This window comes from Peribacillus sp. P4_D6 (genome assembly GCF_056401795.1).
In genome coordinates this window covers 12,392-28,958 of sequence record NZ_JBFUIQ010000031.1, presented here as the reverse complement: position 1 = coordinate 28,958, position 16,567 = coordinate 12,392, and the positions used below count along the sequence as shown (strand labels likewise).

The 16,567-nt window shown below is 40.2% G+C and carries 19 protein-coding genes and 1 pseudogene; 6 read left to right on the top strand and 14 right to left on the bottom strand.

From position 1 onward, the window contains the following. Window positions 1-7: 7 nt before the first annotated feature. The 4 genes from AC1DVB_RS12195 to AC1DVB_RS12180 form a co-directional block, all read right to left on the bottom strand. The gene (locus AC1DVB_RS12195; RefSeq protein ID WP_477589430.1) at window positions 8-1,501 is read right to left on the bottom strand and encodes an MDR family MFS transporter; all 1,494 of its coding nucleotides are present in this window, start codon (window positions 1,499-1,501) and stop codon (window positions 8-10) included. 141 nt (window positions 1,502-1,642) lie between these two features. After that, entirely contained in the window at window positions 1,643-2,083 is a 441-nt protein-coding gene (gene cbpB, locus AC1DVB_RS12190; RefSeq protein WP_477589420.1) for a cyclic-di-AMP-binding protein CbpB, read from the bottom strand. Window positions 2,084-2,203: 120 nt separating this feature from the next. After that, a complete protein-coding gene (locus AC1DVB_RS12185) occupies window positions 2,204-2,350 on the bottom strand; it encodes a hypothetical protein (RefSeq protein ID WP_094246583.1) in 147 nt (48 codons plus the stop codon). Between the two features lie 116 nt (window positions 2,351-2,466). Continuing rightward, on the bottom strand, window positions 2,467-2,706 hold the full coding sequence (locus tag AC1DVB_RS12180) for a YkuJ family protein (RefSeq protein WP_034314086.1): 240 nt from the start codon (window positions 2,704-2,706) through the stop codon (window positions 2,467-2,469). 183 nt (window positions 2,707-2,889) lie between these two features. Between AC1DVB_RS12180 and AC1DVB_RS12175 the strand changes: the two genes are divergently transcribed. After that, window positions 2,890-3,849: an MBL fold metallo-hydrolase gene (locus AC1DVB_RS12175; RefSeq protein ID WP_057279018.1), complete on the top strand. Its 960-nt coding sequence runs from the start codon at window positions 2,890-2,892 to the stop codon at window positions 3,847-3,849. Between the two features lie 88 nt (window positions 3,850-3,937). Continuing rightward, complete coding sequence (locus tag AC1DVB_RS12170; protein WP_034314090.1) at window positions 3,938-4,171, top strand: glutaredoxin family protein; 234 nt, start codon at window positions 3,938-3,940, stop codon at window positions 4,169-4,171. A 70-nt stretch (window positions 4,172-4,241) separates the two neighbouring features. Here the strand turns inward: AC1DVB_RS12170 and AC1DVB_RS12165 are convergent, their stop codons facing one another. From AC1DVB_RS12165 to AC1DVB_RS12155, 3 genes are all read right to left on the bottom strand, one after another. Then, window positions 4,242-4,721: a DUF3993 domain-containing protein gene (locus AC1DVB_RS12165; protein ID WP_063576948.1), complete on the bottom strand. Its 480-nt coding sequence runs from the start codon at window positions 4,719-4,721 to the stop codon at window positions 4,242-4,244. A 183-nt stretch (window positions 4,722-4,904) separates the two neighbouring features. Next, window positions 4,905-5,132: a hypothetical protein gene (locus tag AC1DVB_RS12160; protein ID WP_057279016.1), complete on the bottom strand. Its 228-nt coding sequence runs from the start codon at window positions 5,130-5,132 to the stop codon at window positions 4,905-4,907. Between the two features lie 74 nt (window positions 5,133-5,206). Further along, on the bottom strand, window positions 5,207-6,412 hold the full coding sequence (locus AC1DVB_RS12155) for an EAL domain-containing protein (protein ID WP_057279015.1): 1,206 nt from the start codon (window positions 6,410-6,412) through the stop codon (window positions 5,207-5,209). 466 nt (window positions 6,413-6,878) lie between these two features. On the opposite strand from AC1DVB_RS12155, the pseudogene AC1DVB_RS12150 reads away from it, so the two are divergent. Beyond that, window positions 6,879-7,051 (top strand): annotated as a pseudogene (locus AC1DVB_RS12150) (transposase); the annotation flags it as partial. Here AC1DVB_RS12150 and AC1DVB_RS12145 read toward each other — a convergent pair. Continuing rightward, window positions 7,052-8,908: an SLC13 family permease gene (locus tag AC1DVB_RS12145; RefSeq protein WP_063576951.1), complete on the bottom strand. Its 1,857-nt coding sequence runs from the start codon at window positions 8,906-8,908 to the stop codon at window positions 7,052-7,054. 163 nt (window positions 8,909-9,071) lie between these two features. Between AC1DVB_RS12145 and AC1DVB_RS12140 the strand changes: the two genes are divergently transcribed. Then, window positions 9,072-9,935, top strand: coding sequence for a metallophosphoesterase (locus AC1DVB_RS12140; protein WP_454862148.1), 864 nt, complete (start codon window positions 9,072-9,074; stop codon window positions 9,933-9,935). 171 nt (window positions 9,936-10,106) lie between these two features. Here AC1DVB_RS12140 and crcB read toward each other — a convergent pair whose 3' ends face one another. Beyond that, window positions 10,107-10,469, bottom strand: coding sequence for a fluoride efflux transporter CrcB (crcB, locus tag AC1DVB_RS12135; protein ID WP_053534280.1), 363 nt, complete (start codon window positions 10,467-10,469; stop codon window positions 10,107-10,109). Then, window positions 10,466-10,846, bottom strand: coding sequence for a fluoride efflux transporter FluC (locus AC1DVB_RS12130; protein WP_057279012.1), 381 nt, complete (start codon window positions 10,844-10,846; stop codon window positions 10,466-10,468). Before AC1DVB_RS12130 ends, crcB begins: the two co-directional genes overlap by 4 nt. 162 nt (window positions 10,847-11,008) lie before the next feature. Between AC1DVB_RS12130 and AC1DVB_RS12125 the strand changes: the two genes are divergently transcribed. Then, window positions 11,009-11,320, top strand: a complete 312-nt coding sequence (locus tag AC1DVB_RS12125; RefSeq protein WP_370028936.1) for a hypothetical protein — start codon at window positions 11,009-11,011, stop codon at window positions 11,318-11,320. A 291-nt stretch (window positions 11,321-11,611) separates the two neighbouring features. After that, a complete protein-coding gene (locus tag AC1DVB_RS12120; RefSeq protein WP_052137475.1) occupies window positions 11,612-12,118 on the top strand; it encodes a YkyB family protein in 507 nt (168 codons plus the stop codon). 55 nt (window positions 12,119-12,173) lie between these two features. Here AC1DVB_RS12120 and AC1DVB_RS12115 read toward each other — a convergent pair whose 3' ends face one another. From AC1DVB_RS12115 to AC1DVB_RS12100, 4 genes are all read right to left on the bottom strand, one after another. Then, the gene (locus AC1DVB_RS12115; RefSeq protein ID WP_063576953.1) at window positions 12,174-13,079 is read right to left on the bottom strand and encodes a chemotaxis protein; all 906 of its coding nucleotides are present in this window, start codon (window positions 13,077-13,079) and stop codon (window positions 12,174-12,176) included. A gap of 894 nt (window positions 13,080-13,973) precedes the next feature. After that, window positions 13,974-14,549 carry a DUF2238 domain-containing protein gene (locus AC1DVB_RS12110; protein WP_239858410.1) on the bottom strand — a complete coding sequence of 192 codons (576 nt, stop codon included), beginning with the start codon at window positions 14,547-14,549 and terminating at the stop codon, window positions 13,974-13,976. A 20-nt stretch (window positions 14,550-14,569) separates the two neighbouring features. After that, the gene (locus AC1DVB_RS12105; protein ID WP_239858409.1) at window positions 14,570-15,145 is read right to left on the bottom strand and encodes a DUF2238 domain-containing protein; all 576 of its coding nucleotides are present in this window, start codon (window positions 15,143-15,145) and stop codon (window positions 14,570-14,572) included. A gap of 126 nt (window positions 15,146-15,271) precedes the next feature. Then, window positions 15,272-16,384, bottom strand: coding sequence for a GerAB/ArcD/ProY family transporter (locus AC1DVB_RS12100; protein WP_477589414.1), 1,113 nt, complete (start codon window positions 16,382-16,384; stop codon window positions 15,272-15,274). Window positions 16,385-16,567 lie beyond the last annotated feature (183 nt).

Sequence of the window (16,567 nt, the reverse complement as noted above, 5' to 3'; positions counted from 1 at the left end):
TGCCTTCTTATTCTTCCTTATTCTTTCTTAGTCTCGTTAGAAACAGGAAGCTGATTACAGAGAAGACTAGAACAATGAGATAAATCGTCTGTAAAGACAATGTAAGTCCTTCCTGTAAAACATTTACCACATTTTCAGGAAGCGACGTGCGTTCTTCATTGTTCAACAATTTATTTGCCGTATCTATCGTCACTCCCGATCCGGCCGGCGCATTCTCGTTCAGATAAGCGTGAAGTCTCATATTCATGATTCCTCCAAGTAATGCAGCACCTACAGTATTTCCTAAATTACGCATGAACATATTGGAAGCTGTCGCAATACCCCTTCGTTCCCAGCTGACGGTTTTTTGAATGACGACAATGAATGAAGTAGAAGTCAAGCCCATCCCTACACCGACAAAAAAGGATCCCATGGCGGCAATAATGGGCCCAGCTTCCGGCTTCATCCATACTAGGATCAGACTCCCAAGGATCAATGAGCACCCTCCAAGAAGGGAGGTTGATTTAAATCCTATTTTCAACAATAACTTGCCTGACACCATAGATGCGATCGGCCAGCCAATTGACATGGCTGTCAATGTAAAACCAGCTACCGTAGGCGAGCGCTCCATCACGCCCTGAACGAATGTGGGGAGGAAACTTGATAATCCAATCATCATCACCCCTGTCGTCAAGGATACTAGGTTCGCAATCAGAATGGAACGCTCCTGCCAGATTTCAAATGGCATCATCGGTTCGGCTGCTTTCTTTTCCTGAAGAATGAATAGGATAAAGGTGATGATGGCCACTAATGCCAGGGATATGACCGGAGCTGAAGTCCATGACCACTTCACTCCTCCTTCTACGAGCAGCACCATAAGAGTGGATATGGACAATGTCAATAGCGTAGCACCTAGGTAATCGATATCACGTTTTTTCTTTTCGATATTTTCATGAAGGAATAACCAAATTCCAATAAAAGATAGTACGCCCAAAGGAATATTGACCCAAAAGACAAGTTTCCAAGTCAGGGATTCAACGAGCAAGCCGCCCAATGCCGGTCCCATTACCGCTGAAATGCCCCAAACGCTCGAAAGATACCCTTGAACGCGTGCCCTCTCTTCATTTTTATAGATATCACCAATAATTGTCGAGGCTACAGGCGCTACAGCTCCCGCCCCAAAACCTTGTACAAAGCGATAAATGATGAGTTCCGTCATTGAATTGGAAAAGCCGCAAAGAAGGGAGCCGATTAAAAAGACAACGATTCCAAATAATAAGACGGGTTTTCTCCCGAGTATGTCCGATAGCTTTCCGTAGATTAAAACTGTTACGGCGTTCATTAACAAATAGCCTGAAAACACCCAGCTGTATAGTGAAAAACCCCCTAAATCACTTACAATGGCCGGCATTGCCGTCGAAACGATCGTTCCTTCAATAGCATTCATAAACATCGCTAACATGATGGCAGCCAATATGAAGGGACGTTTCAATTTTTTATTCTGCACGTTTGCACTATCCATTGCATGGCCCAATTTTTGCATCCTCTCCTAATAGATCCTACCTGTTAATAGACTTCACCACTAACTGGATCAAATATGTAAAAAAACAAGAAAACTCGCCAACTGGCGAGTCTTGGGGTTAACCGTCATTTTATGCCTTGCTTATTTATCAGGTGTATGTTGTTTAAATACTTTTTTCAAGATTGCCCTTCTTGTTAAGATGCCTTCAAATACATGTTCGTCATTCTCCACACAGACAAACGGATGATCAATCAACAATTCCACACCCTTGGTCAATGTATCTTCAATATGCAGGCGAGGTATTTCTATATTCATTATTTCGGAAACTTTTTTATGCTCAAGATTATCAAATTCAATTCGTTCCAGTCCCAAGATTGAATCGAGAATGACTGGTGTGCTAATTAAACCATGCAGTTTATACATCGGATCTAACACAGGAATGGCCGTATAACCGCTCTTTGTTAATACCAATAGTGCATGTTCTAAGTTATTGGTTACCTGCACGTGGGCCACGCGTTCAGAAGAAATCATTAAATCTTTAACGCTGGATTCCAATAAATCCCCATCATGAGTACCGATCATGTTAAAACCCCTTACCATATGTTTTTATAAACAGCTCTTTCTATAGTTTAACATATGTAAGCAGAAAAGGCTCATTCCTAGACCAATAAAATCCCAATTGGCGGGATTCGTGAGAGACCCTTAGCCCTTACTAGTTTTGATGTTAACCTGTTTAAAACCGCATTCCGGGCATTGATAAATCACATTTTGGTTGGATTGTGCCGTTAATACATTTTCCATTTCCCTTTCCTCGCCGCATTCCGGGCATATTACCATCGGATTTTTCATTTACATCCCTCCAACTAATAAGATGTCGTAAAAATCACTACTTCATTCAGTAAAAATTGACCGGTTTTTCACAATAAAAAAGCCGCTTCCAATGGAAGGCGGCTTTTTGTGTTTTTTTAAGATTGAAGAAGATCAAAGATTTCAATGGTAATCATATCAATATTATCAAATTGATATTTTGATGATTTCCCTTTATCACTGTATACTTCAAGCTCGAACATTTCTGTTTTGCTGAAATATGTAACCTGGCACTTTTTCACACCATCTATTTCAAAAAAACGTTGAGCAGATTCAGATTCCTTCGCTTGCTCTTGAAGACTTTTCAATCTGGTAAGGATGCCCTGTAATTGAGACATACTCCCTCTCCTTTCTGAATAAAACCTTTTCGATAGGTTTCACTATACCATACTTTTCTATCCAGTAGCCACGCGGAAATAAATTCAGAATAATTTAAAACTTCATTCTTTACATGGCACTATTAACAGAATAAAATAAGGAATGGATTTTGTACATGAAAAATTTTCTGGGGGTAGATTCTGTTGCAAAACATTAGTGAGCTTGGTTTTCGAATTTCATTGATTGATGGTTTTGATTTGGATAGAAGAAATCGTACAGGAACATATGTAATTGCCGATGAGGACATCACCTTAGTCGAAACTTCCGCCAGCCCTTCCATCCCCCACTTAATGAAGGGGCTCGAACATTTGGGAATCGCCCTCGAAGATATTACATATATCATTCTTACCCATATTCATTTGGACCATGCAGGTGGAGCTGGACTTTTTTTACAGCATTGTCCGAATGCCAAAGTGATCGTCCACCCAAAAGGTGCAAGGCATCTAGAAGATCCAACGCGTTTGATCGCTGGGGCTAAAGCAGTCTATGGTGAAGAATTCAACAAGCTTTTCGATCCGATATTACCTATACCTTTTGAAAGAATGCTGATTAAACAAGATAGGGAATCCCTAAAAACAAGTGATACTTCCACGTTGACCTTTTATGATACGCCAGGACACGCGAACCATCATTTAAGCATATACGATTCGGTTTCAAAAGGGATGTTTTCAGGTGACACCGTAGGCATCTATTATCGTGAACTCGATGAAGAAGGTTTGGAATTTTACTTACCGTCCACATCGCCAAACCAATTTAATCCCGACGCGATGCTTGCTGCAGCGGAATTGTATGAAAGCATTGGCGTCGAACGTATATATTTTGGCCATTACGGCGTATCGGAAAACCCTAAGGAAGTATATAAACAACTTCATTACTGGCTGCCTAAATTTGTGGAGACTGCCAAATCGGCATATAGGGAATATGCTAGCTTCGAGGACCAAGTGGCAGCAACCAGTAAAAATATTTTCACGGAAGTCGCTGTTCATTTAGGCGAAAAAGGAATCACTGCTGATCATCCAGTTTTTGAAATCATTGCCATGGACTTGAACGTTTGTTCCATGGGATTGATAGACTATCTTGTAAAACAGGAGAAAGGTCGGTAAAACGATCCTTGAGGTTTATCCCTATTCAAATGTCTTGGCATTCTCTATAATGAAAAAGTACTTACTAAAGCATATATGGAGGAATGAAATGAAAGACGTTACACTCTATACCCAACCTGATTGCCCTCCCTGCAAAATCATGAAAATGTTCTTTGATGATAATAATATAGTATACAAAGAAAAAGATATTAAAGCAGATGGGCATGCACGTAAAGAACTAACCAATAAATATGGGGCTTATTCCACACCAACGGTCGTCATCGATGGGAAAGCCATTATTGGTTTTGAATTGGACGAAATAAAAAAGGAATTGAATATATAATAAAAAGTCTAGGGAAGGCTGTGGCCTTCCCTAGACTTTTTCATTTCAGCTTCCTTTAAAATCCCCAATTCTATTTTCTGTTTTCATACTTTACATCCTTTACCTTCCAAGCGCCATTTTCCTTTTTCAAAGTAACTGCTTCTACATGTTTTTCCATCGATACAGGTCCGTCCCCATTGTCCTGGAATTCTTCCTGAACATAAATGACATCACCTTTTTTCCCATATACAATTTCCGTATTCTTATCGTAACTGAAGAAAGGGATATAATACGGAGCGAAATCTGAACCAAATGCGGTATAACCGCCATCGACTTTCACTACATTCGCTTGGACGAACTTCTCGATGAAATCACCAGTGAAATGTTTTTCCAACTTCCCTTCAATCGCTTCCTTAGAACGTACTTCCTCACTGATCGAAACCTGATTCTCCATGGCATCATGTATTAAAGATAGTACTTCCTCTCTATGTAAGCCCTCCGCTGAAGCAGTGACCCCCCCACTTAAAAATAAAAGGACGCTGGCAAGACATGCAACTAAATATTTACTCATTACAATCATCTCCTCGTTATAGAATTTCTCCTAATGATTCGGATTTTTTGCCTATGTCTTTCAATACCCGTCCAGATCAAAGCCAAACTACAAAATCACATTCTCCGTTAGACCTTGAAACCATCGCCCCATTTTTCACAATAAAAAAGAAGATTTCATGATATTGAAATCTTCTTCTTACATCTATCGAAAAGCATAGTAAAAAATAAAACCGGCAACCAAAATCGTCCCAATAAAAAGAGAAACGAATATCGGGTTCTTTAAATAAGGATGTTCCTTAACTGAATCATCGATAGTCGAATCATAACCGGCTTTCACTTTCTGTGCCCTTGCTACAGAATAAGTATAAAAGAGCAGATATAACGCCATGACTGTAACGATAATGATTAGAATCCAGATGTACGTGCTCAAAATATGTCTCCTCCAAGCGCATCATTTCTGCTTATCGTTACACATTTAAAGCGATTATATTCATGAATCGTTTTTTATAATAGTGCTTCATTTTCATATAAATAACTATAAGAAAGATCACAGAAAATATATTCCTTATTATTCAGTGGATAGGAAAAGGTCCGAATGGTTTCCCCCGTTTCAATATCACTGTATAAATCGGATAACCTTCCTTTTTTCTCGTTACGCATCTTTACAATATTTTCGAGGAAATAAGGTCTCCAGCTCCAATTTTTATTCATATAACTCGGTTGGACCATCCATTGTCCGTCCTTATGGAGGATATTGGGGGATTTTTGATACCCCGCTTCATCACATATATATAGACGAAAACATATTGAATCCAATTTTTTCGCCAAAACTCCGAGAAACTCTTCATGGGAGCCGGCCCGCTTGTGCTGTTTTAAGAAGTTATGCATATTCTCGTTGAATTGCAAAGTCTTTTGATAAACGGCTTCAAGCTTCTTGGTCTCTAAAGAAATGAAGGACTGGCATTCTTGATGGAATTTTTCACGAAGTAAATCTTTATTAATGAATTCGCCTTCCGGTTTCGCCAAGAAATACCCTTGATAATATCGTCCCCCATTCTTCCATGCAAAGCGAAGCTGGTATTCAGACTCAATGTTCTCAAATAGTAAGTTGGCGCCGATTTTACGTGCTAGCATGCTTAAAGAAAACAGGATGACCTGATAGGCATCCCCACCTGAGATGCGAAGCTGGTCCAGGTTAACTTTTAAAATATTCGGAGAAATCTGTGCGATTCGGTCCAGTTGCGTATCTTGTCCTAAATGATCTAAAGCTATCTTAATCCCATATGTTTTAAAGTAAGCAAGCACATGCTGCAGAGGATCTATGTTTTCCGGACTGATCGTGTCTGATAATTCCAAAACGATCCGGTGCATTTCCTCCGGTTGAAAATGACGGTGTAAAATCTCCATGAATTCTTCGCCATGATCCAGCATAAGCAAATTAGGATCTCTGTTGATAAAGATAAGAAAATCTTCACCATAGTCCTTTATTCTCTCCAAGGCAATTTCAAGTACGTAATTATCCACTTCCACCCTATACTCTTCCGGCACTGCAGAATCGTGAAAAAATGGGCCAAGGCTTTTATATTCAGATTGTTCCTCATAGCGCCCTAGAATTTCATACCCGATTACCTGATGTTGATCTGCACTGAAAATCGGTTGAAAGAATGGTGTCACCCTGTCTAAATTCTTTAATATCTTTTCTGTATCCATGATGCATCTTCCCCCTAATTACGAAAACACCAATATGCCAAAATTATACCATTAGTTTCTTGCATTGATAATAAATAATTTTAATTCCTACTGCATAACTCTTTTTTCAATACACTATAATTCCCCATTCATCCTATCGTTTTGAAAAGAAATACATTGAAAAGGCATTGTCCGGAACAATGCCTACCATTTTTTATGGTTTGTAAATGAACGCTGATTTCCTCTCCAGGCACTCGCTTTCCGCAGGCGGTCCGGGAGCCTCCTCGGCGTCTTTGCGCCTGCGGGGTCTCCCCTGGCCTCGCTTTTCACGCAGGAGTCTCGAACACCCGCTCCAATCAACTTTCTTTAACTTTTAGATAGAACCCTTTGCCTAAAGTCTTCATGGTTTTAAATAGAATTAATAAAACTAGATATGACAGGATGCATATCTGTGTCATCATCAAGATATAAAACCTATATATGCTAACGTAAAGAAACGATTGAGCTTGTATCCGCAGATGCAAAAGAAAAGCATGGTATGCATGGAATACTTTAAGGGGACTTAAAAAATTGTCGATTGCTGCGATGCTTACTTTCGCTGCGATTAATTTAAAGAAACTGAAGGCATTGTCCATAAATGGAACAATGCCTTCAGTCTGATCAAAAAGGGAAGAACCATGGTATCGTGATCACCATGATAACGCCAATGAAAATCTGTATGGATATCCCGATCATGATAAAATCTTTATGCTTGTAATCACCTGCCGTCATGACAAGCGCGTTGGTAGTGGCAACCCTTGGAGTGGATAACGCCAAACTGCCAGCAACGGCAAGGCATAGAAACACAGGAAGTGGATCGATTCCTTGATTAACCGCAGATGTCAGGGCGATGGGCGTCATGATAACCGTCGCGGCTCCATACGGGATGAATTGGCTCAGAATCAGTGTCAGGAGGTAAAAGACCGCTAAAATGCCGTGTGCTCCGATATTACTGAATAAAACGGCAAGCCAATCACTTATCATTCTCACTCCACCCGTATTATCCAATGCAGCAGTAATTCCGAACATAGCAGCTATCAATAGCACAGGTTCCCAGTTAATCTTTTGGTAAGCATCCTCCATCGACCGGACACAGCCAGTAACCACCATCAACAATGCAGCCGTCAATACCGACAGTACAGCAGGGACGGATTCCATCGATAAAAGAATGACCATCAAAGCAGTGATTCCCAAGGCAATCCACGCTTTGCCCTTGGAATTCACCGGAGAGCCATCTTCTGATGTACTCCCAATAACGATGACATCCTGCAAATCCGAGGAAATCCTTTCAATGTTCTCCCATTCTCCATGTATCAGGATTGCATCCCCCGGTTTCAGGCGTTCCGTTCCGACATCCGCTTGAATATATTCGCCATTCCGATTGATTGCCAGTACATTACATTGGTATTTCTCACGAAAATGGACATCTATCAAAGTTTGATTTTCATAATCCGAATTCGGGACGATCAATATTTCCGTCAATCCAAATCTACTGCTAAGAAAATGTTTCTTTATTTGTTCGGTATTGAAATGTTTAAATTCCAGTTCATAGTTAAGTGCCAATCTCTCAACTGCCTCTTCTTCTCCAAACACCAAAATGATATCTTCAGGGTGAAGAACCTCATCCGCCCTGGCAGAAATCGTCTGCTGCCTTTGCAACAGCGGCAGTTGCTTATCCTTTGGCTTCCGCTGGATTTCAATTAAAGTCAATTCATACTGAATAGGAAGCTGGAGGTCCGACAGCCTTTCCCCAACAATATCGGAAGTAGCGGGTATATGCAGATAATGCAATCGGTCATATACTTTGTACATGCCGGCAAGCTCCCCTGCCGACAGTCCCTTTACACTATTGTTCGCTGCAATGGTCTTCTCGGGAAGCAACAGGCGTCCGAGTGTCAACATGAAGAATAACCCTGCTGCAAAGGCGACTAAGCCCACAGGTGTAAAGTCAAAAAATGATAAATTCCCTATTCCATTTTGCCGTAATACATCAGCGACGATCATATTGGAGGGAGTACCCGTAAGTGTTAATAGCCCTCCAATACTGCTTGCATAGGCAAGGGGCAATAAATACCTTGTCGGACTTGTTTTTTGTTGTAAGGCCATGCTCATGACGAGCGGCAGCAGTATGGAAACAATTCCAGTTCCGCTTAAAAAAGCACTTAATATTCCTGCTGTCAGCATGACGATAAGCAGCGATTTCCATTCACTGCCCCCACATAAACCCAACAACTTGTTTCCTGCCTTTTCCACGATTCCTGTATTTAACAGGCCTGCACCAACTATGAATAGCCCAGCCAGCATGATGACCACTTGATTCGCAAAACCGGCCACTAGTTCATCCAATGAAAGAATCCCCAGTAACCCAAGAATGGATAGCGCACTAAGTGCAATTAAATCTGCTCGAAATTTTCCTTGTATAAAAAGCGCAATCGCGCATAGAAGTATAATCAGTGTAATAAACATTGGTTCGGTCATCATGTTACCTCCGTATAGATGTTCAATTTCAAACCGGATACGGTTTCATCAAACCCCAGTTTACATGTTTTTCATAAGCTTATAGAAGATATTTTCTTCAATTTATGTATATTGTTTGTTAGTATGAGGAAGTAACATTTTTATATTAGATAGGTTGATTAATTTGAATAAACCCATTTCCAGAAGAACATTCTTAAAGAAAAGCCTTGGTACTTTGGCTACCTTAACCGGTTTAGGTATTGGCGGAAACTTTTATGCCCATAATTTGGAGCCGAAATGGTTGGAAACCAAGCATAAAATCATCAGCAATCCGCTTATCCCAAAAGGTTTTCATGGCATGAAAATGGTCCAATTCAGCGATACGCATTTAGGCTTTCAATTTCAGCTTAAGGATTTACAAGCAATTGTCAATAAGATAAACGAACTGGACCCTGATGTTATTTTATTTACTGGAGATTTAATGGACCAGCCTAATAAATACAAGGCTTACCAAAAAATCCCTCTCGTTTTGAATCAGCTCAAAGCGCCGCTTGGAAAATTCAGCATCTACGGTAACCATGATCATGGGGGATATGGCTCAGAAATTTACAGCGATATCATGGAAAAATCCCATTTTACCATGTTGCAAAATACCTCAGCTAAGATAACCTTATTAACGGCTGAAGAAATAATCATTGCCGGTGTTGATGATGCCATGCTAGGAAAGCCGGATTTTGAAAAAGCCCTTTTCGGCATCCCGAAAGAAGTGTTCACCATCATGCTTTCACATGCCCCTGACCTTGCCGACATATCAAGGACTTACGACATCCAGTATCAAATAAGCGGTCACAGTCATGGAGGTCAAGTGCAAATCCCCTTCGCCGGTGCCCTGGTAACTCCCCCATACGCTGAAAAGTACCGGGAAGGCACATATGAAATCGATTCATTAACGTTACATGTTAATCGAGGCCTTGGCACTACCCGTCTCCCCTATCGTTTTCTTTCACGTCCGGAGTTAACTGTTTACGAATTCCAAGCCGAAAAATGATAGAAAAAGAACACAGGGGAAAACCGCCACACTTATTAACAAAACCTGTGCGGATAAAACAACTTGTTGCCATGAATCATTTGTAATCGACTCCTATGAATTATAGCATTAGATGTATATCTGAGAAAACCAGGTTTTTTTTACCAGTACCCATGGTAATTACCATAAAGGTTATACCATACTTAAATAGCCACATAGGAAAGTGCCGATACAACCTAAAACAGACACCGTTATATAGATAAGGCAATCTATATAACGGTGTTTTCTTATAAGTTCAAGTGTTTCCATACTGAATGTTGAAAAGGTCGTAAAAGCGCCAAGGAAACCTATCGTCAGAAAAACCTGCAAAGATAAAGCCCAGCTTTCTTTCTGTGGCAACACCATTCCCAGCCCAAAGGATCCTATAAGATTAATCAGTAAAATGCTAACGGGTATTGAGACGGCTGGCAATAGCCTATTAAAAATAATCTGCAAGACATATCTAGAAGCTGCCCCAAAAAAGCCTCCTATAAAAACTGAAAGGACCTCAATCAAAGGGTCTCACCTCTCCTTTTTTCAAACAGGCCCAGTCCAAGGAAACCAGCGGCCAAACCAAATAAAAGCGTGGCTCCAAGATACATTCCCGCCAATGGCAAAGAAGTCTGCAGGAGATTCACCACTTCCTGAGAAAATGTGGACATTGTGGTAAAACCGCCGCAAAACCCGCTGCCCAGGGCAAAAAAAACAAACGATTTCTTTTTTGAGGCGAAATACCCATTTATCATTCCAAGTAAAAAGCTGCCTACTATATTTATTAAGAGGGTTCCAAGCGGGAAGAAGGAATGGCCGGCAGACAAGATTACGCAATAACGCAATATCGCTCCAGCCGCTCCTCCAAAACCGACTGCAAAAATGTTTTTAAACCTTTCCATCCAGGACACCCCAAATTTTTATCATAAGTAGCTTCATTATAACAGATTAAGATGAAACAGGCTCTTTTCTTTAAAAAATCCATACTATGTAAAGAATTTGAGAAAAGGAGGCTAATTATGCAAACACAGTATTTACCTTACTACCACTATCCACAGACCATAATGCTGCAGAACGATTACAGAAATGCATATGGGAATGAATATGGACCTGAATATTGGAATGACGAGCGCTTCTTTCCTTTCTTTCCGCTATTGGCTCCTGTAGCTTTTGTTGCAGGATTGGCAATTGGACCGTTGCTATTCAATAACCGTCCACCTGTCTATCCTCCATATCCTCCTCCATACCCGCCCGCCTACCCTCCTTACCCTGCTTATCCAGCGTACCCTCCCTATCAAGGCTTTCAGGGTTACCAGCAACAACAATTCGGCGCACAGGCTGGGGTATCTGAAAATATCAATATCTACACTCAATAAGAGTTGGACAGAAGGCGACATAAACGCCTTCTTTTTCTTGGACCAAAAGGGAGCCGGATTGAATTTTACTTCCCTATATATTTTGAAGTGGTATAATATGAAAATGAATAGATGGTAAAGTGTTGGGAAATGATGGTCATACCCTAGAGATGTACATGCTTAATTTTTTCACTATTTTCTGCCTAGTTGCACATACGTCCCTATTTCAACCAATATATAAAACAGGTTTTTCCTGAAGGAAGTCTGTATGTAACGTCCTTCTAACCTTATTAAGAAAAGGAGTTTCCACTAATGAACCAAACGAAAGGACATTCTGAAAGGGATGAGTTTTCGATAAACTCCCTTGCCCAAGCCGTGTTTATTGTCAATAAACATGCAAAGACTGCATTGGAGCCAAAGAATTTATATAATTTAAAACGGCTCGCATTAAGCAAGCTTATGCAAGAAGGAAAAGCGAAGAAGATTGGACTTCATTTCTCTGATAACCCTCGCTTTGCAGCACAACAATCCGATGTCATTGTCGAATGCGGATCATATGTTTTTCATTTACCTCCCACTAAGGAAGATTTGAAAAAACTACCCCACCTCGGCAGCCGGGCAGCCTCCATACGGAACCCTAAAGCCGCGTTGTCATTATCAAAAGCCAAACAGATCCTGCAATCTTACGTTGGACAAGCAGGTGAAAAACAACCGAACACAACCAATACCGAGAAAAGGGCTCACGGGCGCAAGTCGGTCAAGCAACCTTTTCACAATCCATTCCCATCCTCCTTTTTAGGAAAAGGTTCCAAGTATTGATCATTGATAAATCAAAAGGGCCGTGAGGTAACGCCTCATCGGCCCTTTTTCACATTCATAATACCAATCTGTCTATCAACTGTATAAGCTCTGCAATTTCAGGCTTGCTGATTTGCGCGTCAGCCCCTACGACCTGACCTTTATGACGCAGGCTGTCAGTAATCAAAGAAGAGAAAATAATCACTGGCAGCCCAGCGAGTTCTCCGTTTTCCTTTATTCTTCTAGTCAAATGATGTCCATCCATCTGGGGCATCTCAATATCAGTAATCACCAGTTGCACTTCATCTTCAACCACTTTTCCTGATTCAATCAAATTCTCAAGATAATTAAATGCATCAAGTCCATTCTCATAAAACTCCAAGTACTTGAATCCTGCTTCTGACAATGTATCGAACAGCAGCTTTCTCAGTAATGGTGAATCTTCAGCAATCAGGATCCTCTTGTCAGAATTTTGCCGGATACCAAGCTTTTTTACCTGTTGGATGTTTATTCCTGATTCTGGATTGATTTCGACCACTATTTTTTCAAAATCGAGTAACAGTAACATTTCACTATTTAATTTTATTACTCCGATAATCTGACTTTCAAGGCCCTGATACATATCCGAAGGCTTTTCGATTTGGGACCAGGAAATACGGTGGATCTGTGTTACGGTATGGACATGGAAAACCACTTTTTGCTGATTGAATTCAGCCACTATGAATTTATCCTGCTCAGGAGTTTCAGATGGCGGAAACCCTAAAGCATCCGCGACATTCACAACCGGCAGTACTTCTCCGCGAAGCTCGATGATCCCCTCCACATTTGGATGGGAATGAGGGACAAGCGTGATGGGGACAGGATTGATGATTTCCTTCACCTTAATTACGTTAATGCCGAATTTATTCTTTCCGAGACCGAATTCCACTATCTCAAGCTCATTCGTTCCACTTTCCAGTAATATTCCTTTATTTGCTTCCACGGTTTCATCTCGCCCTTCTGCTTTTTCATTTCAAAATTCCATAAATCATTAAACCGCTAGGAAAAATATCATGGTTTCATCAATGAACTCATACCTAATAATTCGGTTAAATATTTCTTTTGTTTAGAGCATGGATAAAAAAAATCCAGAAGTGATCATTTATTAAGGCTGTTTTCACAGACTTTGTTGCTATTTACCAGGTAGTGAGTTGTGGTTGATTTCCCCTCCAGAGGCTCGCTTTCCGCGGGGCGTGCGGTGAGCCTCCTCGGCGTAAACGCCTGTGGGGTCTCACCTGTCCCGCTGTTCCCGCAGGAGTCTCGCACTTCCGCTCCAATCAACCTTAAATAGTTTCGTTTTAAAAACTCTTTACGAAAAGAGCCTTTAAAATAAAAAGACCTATAATGGAATATGGTGGTCTCAGTTAATTCGCAAAATAGGGATGAATGGTCTTATCCGAATCCCTTTCACGATTTTTCTGAGGGAAATGATACCATAATTTTAAAACAGACTTGGTTATACACCATGACTTTTTATTCATTTAAATAGAAAGAAACCTCATTAGATTGAAGAAATTTGCGACACTCCTGCCGAATAACTGGCTAGCCGAGACCCCGGAGACGCTTGCGTAGAGAAGKCTTGACAGACAGTCGGCGRAAAGGGAKCAGGYACCTRAAATCAACTGGAACGTTTTTTAAAATGGCTGTTTTCCCATACTTTGTTGCAATATACCAGGTAGTGAGTTGTGGTTGATTTCCCCTCCAGATGCTCGCTTTCCGCGGGGCGGGCGGTGAGCCTCCTCGGCGTAAACGCCTGTGGGGTCTCACCTGTCCCGCTGCTCCCGCAGGAGTCTCGCACTTCCRCTCCAATCAACCTWAAATAGTTTCGCATGCTTTTTTATATTTTTTTTAACTTAATCTTTGTCCGCACTCCAGCCCACACTGCAATGATAAGTCCTCCAATCGTATCCGCGATTAAATCGATCATTGTATCTTTATTTCCCCCGCCTTGCAGTGTCATTCCGAATAATTGATCAGAACTAAATTCGTAGATCTCCCATATGACACCTCCAAGTGCCGAGAAAGAAAGGGTGAACAAAAAGACGAACCAAGGGGATATCTCTTTGCCCGCATTTCTGTATACCAATCGTTCATATAAGGCAATTCCCGTAAAAGCAAGAAGGGAACCGCTTAACAAATGCAAAAATGTGTCCCACCAACCCAGTCCATACCAACCTAAAATAGATCCTAAAAATTGTGAACCGAATAAGAAAATCAAATAGGAAATGGTAATTGGCAAATTGAATTGAAGCTTGGTAAATAAGGCCAGTGAAAGGGGAATTGCCCCACATACCACACCGCCTATCGAAACCAGTGATTTGAAAGTTTCATCGGCTGTATAGTAATAAATAGATAAAGCTCCCATGAAAAATACATACACTAAACTTAATGAAATAACTAGCTTACGATTCATATGATTACCTCAACAAATCATCATAATTTTAATTTTTGTACACTAGAATAAATGGAAATGAGCAGGCCGCCGGTTAGTCCGAAAATTATATCGTACATGGTATCTTTGTTACCGCCTCGCTGCATGGTATGAGTAAAAGTGAGATCTCCCACAAATTCATATATTTCCCAAAAAACAGTGACACAAGCTGAAAGTGAAAGAACAAAAAGGAAAATGACCCACCTTGAAGTGTCTTTTCTCGCTTTTTGAGGGATGTAAAGTTTATAAAGGGCAATCCCCACAAAACCCACGAAGATGCCTTTGTAGAAGTGAAGTCCAGAGTCCCACCATTTAAAATCAATATAAAAATTTGCGATGGATCCTAAAAATGCCGTACAGAAAATAAAAACATAATAGCCGATTATGATAGGAATGTTAAAGGGATTATTTTTTACAAATAGTAATGAAATGGGCAAGGCACTTACCACTATTCCGCCAAGAGCTACCATCCATCGGGAAGAATCATCTTTTTTGAGGTAAAAGATGAGTAACCCAGTCATGAATGCTATAAATACCAAACTAAAAATAATGATTATTTTATGTTTCAATATACTCACCTCATTCGTAAATATTCATTACGATCATCCAATCGAGCCAGATTGAACCCGGAAAAAATGACTATTTGGAGTATTTTTATAACGTTCATTTAAACTCTCCAACTCACTCAGTATATGATCACAATATTATTGGCTACCATGGTGCTTTTTAAATATGTTTCTAAATTTAGCCGTTATAAACAATAATAAAGGCATGACCAGACCAAAAGCCGCTGCATGGAATAACCATATATTTTTATTGTATTCCCCGGATGAAGAGACCGTCGGAAAAACAATCAATGAATAAAAAACCATTATCACCCCTAAAGCTGTAGTAAATGGCCGATAATCCTTTATATTGAAAATGTTTGAAAATACGACAACCGAAACATAAAAATACATAACCGTCCTCGTATAGGTTGTGAAAATCCAAATAGTGGCAATTACTGCTTCGATCCGCATTAGGAAATTCCCTACATTTATTTTTTTTGCCATCGTGTAACTTGGAGCAATATTTCTTGCGGTGTTATCGGGTCCAAGAACCAAGATATCCAGCATGATAACCAGAATTAATATGATTCCTCCGATCAAAGTGCCAATATAAAAGGCTTTTCCCCCTTGTTTTCTTTCATTTACTTTTGAAGGGAAAATCATTAAAAACATAACAGGGGAAAGCGTGAACACGCTAACATAAAAAAGTATCGCCCGTATTAAGGGTTTAGTGCCTCCTTCAAATACTGGCTGAATGTTTTGAATGTTTGCTTGAGGAATGATGGAAACCAAAAAAATAATCAGTAATAGTAATACGGGAATGAAGAATATTTCCAACGTGCGTGTAAAAGTTTCAAAACCAAGGCGGACTGTAAAGATCACTACGGCAGCTAACAATATATTTAAAGCTACAAGAGGAGTATCCGGCATCCAAAAAGTTTTAATAAAATTCCCCACATAATAAGTGGTCTCGGCAGCAGTTGAAAAAGACCAGAAGAAAAATGTGAGATTGATCATCTTTCCGACTAACTTACCGAAAACCTTTTCATTTATATGATCTAAAGCGAGATCAGGATATAAATTTCCAACCCTGATGTAAAACCATACAAAAATTAATGCGATTCCTGTTCCAAATAATGCAGCAAGCCACGCATCCTGCTTTGCAAAACCAGCTAAAGGAGAAGGAGTATGTAAAATAACCGTTCCTACCGAATACAAGAGGATTAAAATCATCAATTGATGTGATGAAATTTTGAAACTAYCAGGCATTATTTTTCACCTATTTGTTTGTTCCTTCCTTCCTTCCTTCTTAATACTCCCTATTTTTGGCTATTCTTGTTCAAGTTATTCACACGGACATCAATTGCCTATCTTCAACAATCCACCCCCGTTACATCAATCGGTCGCGAATTTTCTGCCTTTTTACTGATGTAGCTCTACTATACAATCATA

Bases quoted from the DNA above. Each gene is read 5' to 3' on its own strand.
- AC1DVB_RS12170 (WP_034314090.1), top strand. From the start codon at position 3,938: ATGAAAGACGTTACACTCTATACCCAACCTGATTGCCCTCCCTGCAAA.
- AC1DVB_RS12110 (WP_239858410.1), bottom strand. From the start codon at position 14,549: ATGAATCGTAAGCTAGTTATTTCATTAAGTTTAGTGTATGTATTTTTC.
- cbpB (WP_477589420.1), bottom strand. From the start codon at position 2,083: ATGATCGGTACTCATGATGGGGATTTATTGGAATCCAGCGTTAAAGAT.
- AC1DVB_RS12145 (WP_063576951.1), bottom strand. From the start codon at position 8,908: ATGACCGAACCAATGTTTATTACACTGATTATACTTCTATGCGCGATT.
- AC1DVB_RS12165 (WP_063576948.1), bottom strand. From the start codon at position 4,721: ATGAGTAAATATTTAGTTGCATGTCTTGCCAGCGTCCTTTTATTTTTA.
- AC1DVB_RS12180 (WP_034314086.1), bottom strand. From the start codon at position 2,706: ATGTCTCAATTACAGGGCATCCTTACCAGATTGAAAAGTCTTCAAGAG.
- AC1DVB_RS12195 (WP_477589430.1), bottom strand. From the start codon at position 1,501: ATGGATAGTGCAAACGTGCAGAATAAAAAATTGAAACGTCCCTTCATA.
- AC1DVB_RS12125 (WP_370028936.1), top strand. From the start codon at position 11,009: ATGCTGCAGAACGATTACAGAAATGCATATGGGAATGAATATGGACCT.
- AC1DVB_RS12155 (WP_057279015.1), bottom strand. From the start codon at position 6,412: ATGGATACAGAAAAGATATTAAAGAATTTAGACAGGGTGACACCATTC.
- AC1DVB_RS12185 (WP_094246583.1), bottom strand. From the start codon at position 2,350: ATGAAAAATCCGATGGTAATATGCCCGGAATGCGGCGAGGAAAGGGAA.
- AC1DVB_RS12120 (WP_052137475.1), top strand. From the start codon at position 11,612: ATGAACCAAACGAAAGGACATTCTGAAAGGGATGAGTTTTCGATAAAC.
- AC1DVB_RS12130 (WP_057279012.1), bottom strand. From the start codon at position 10,846: ATGGAAAGGTTTAAAAACATTTTTGCAGTCGGTTTTGGAGGAGCGGCT.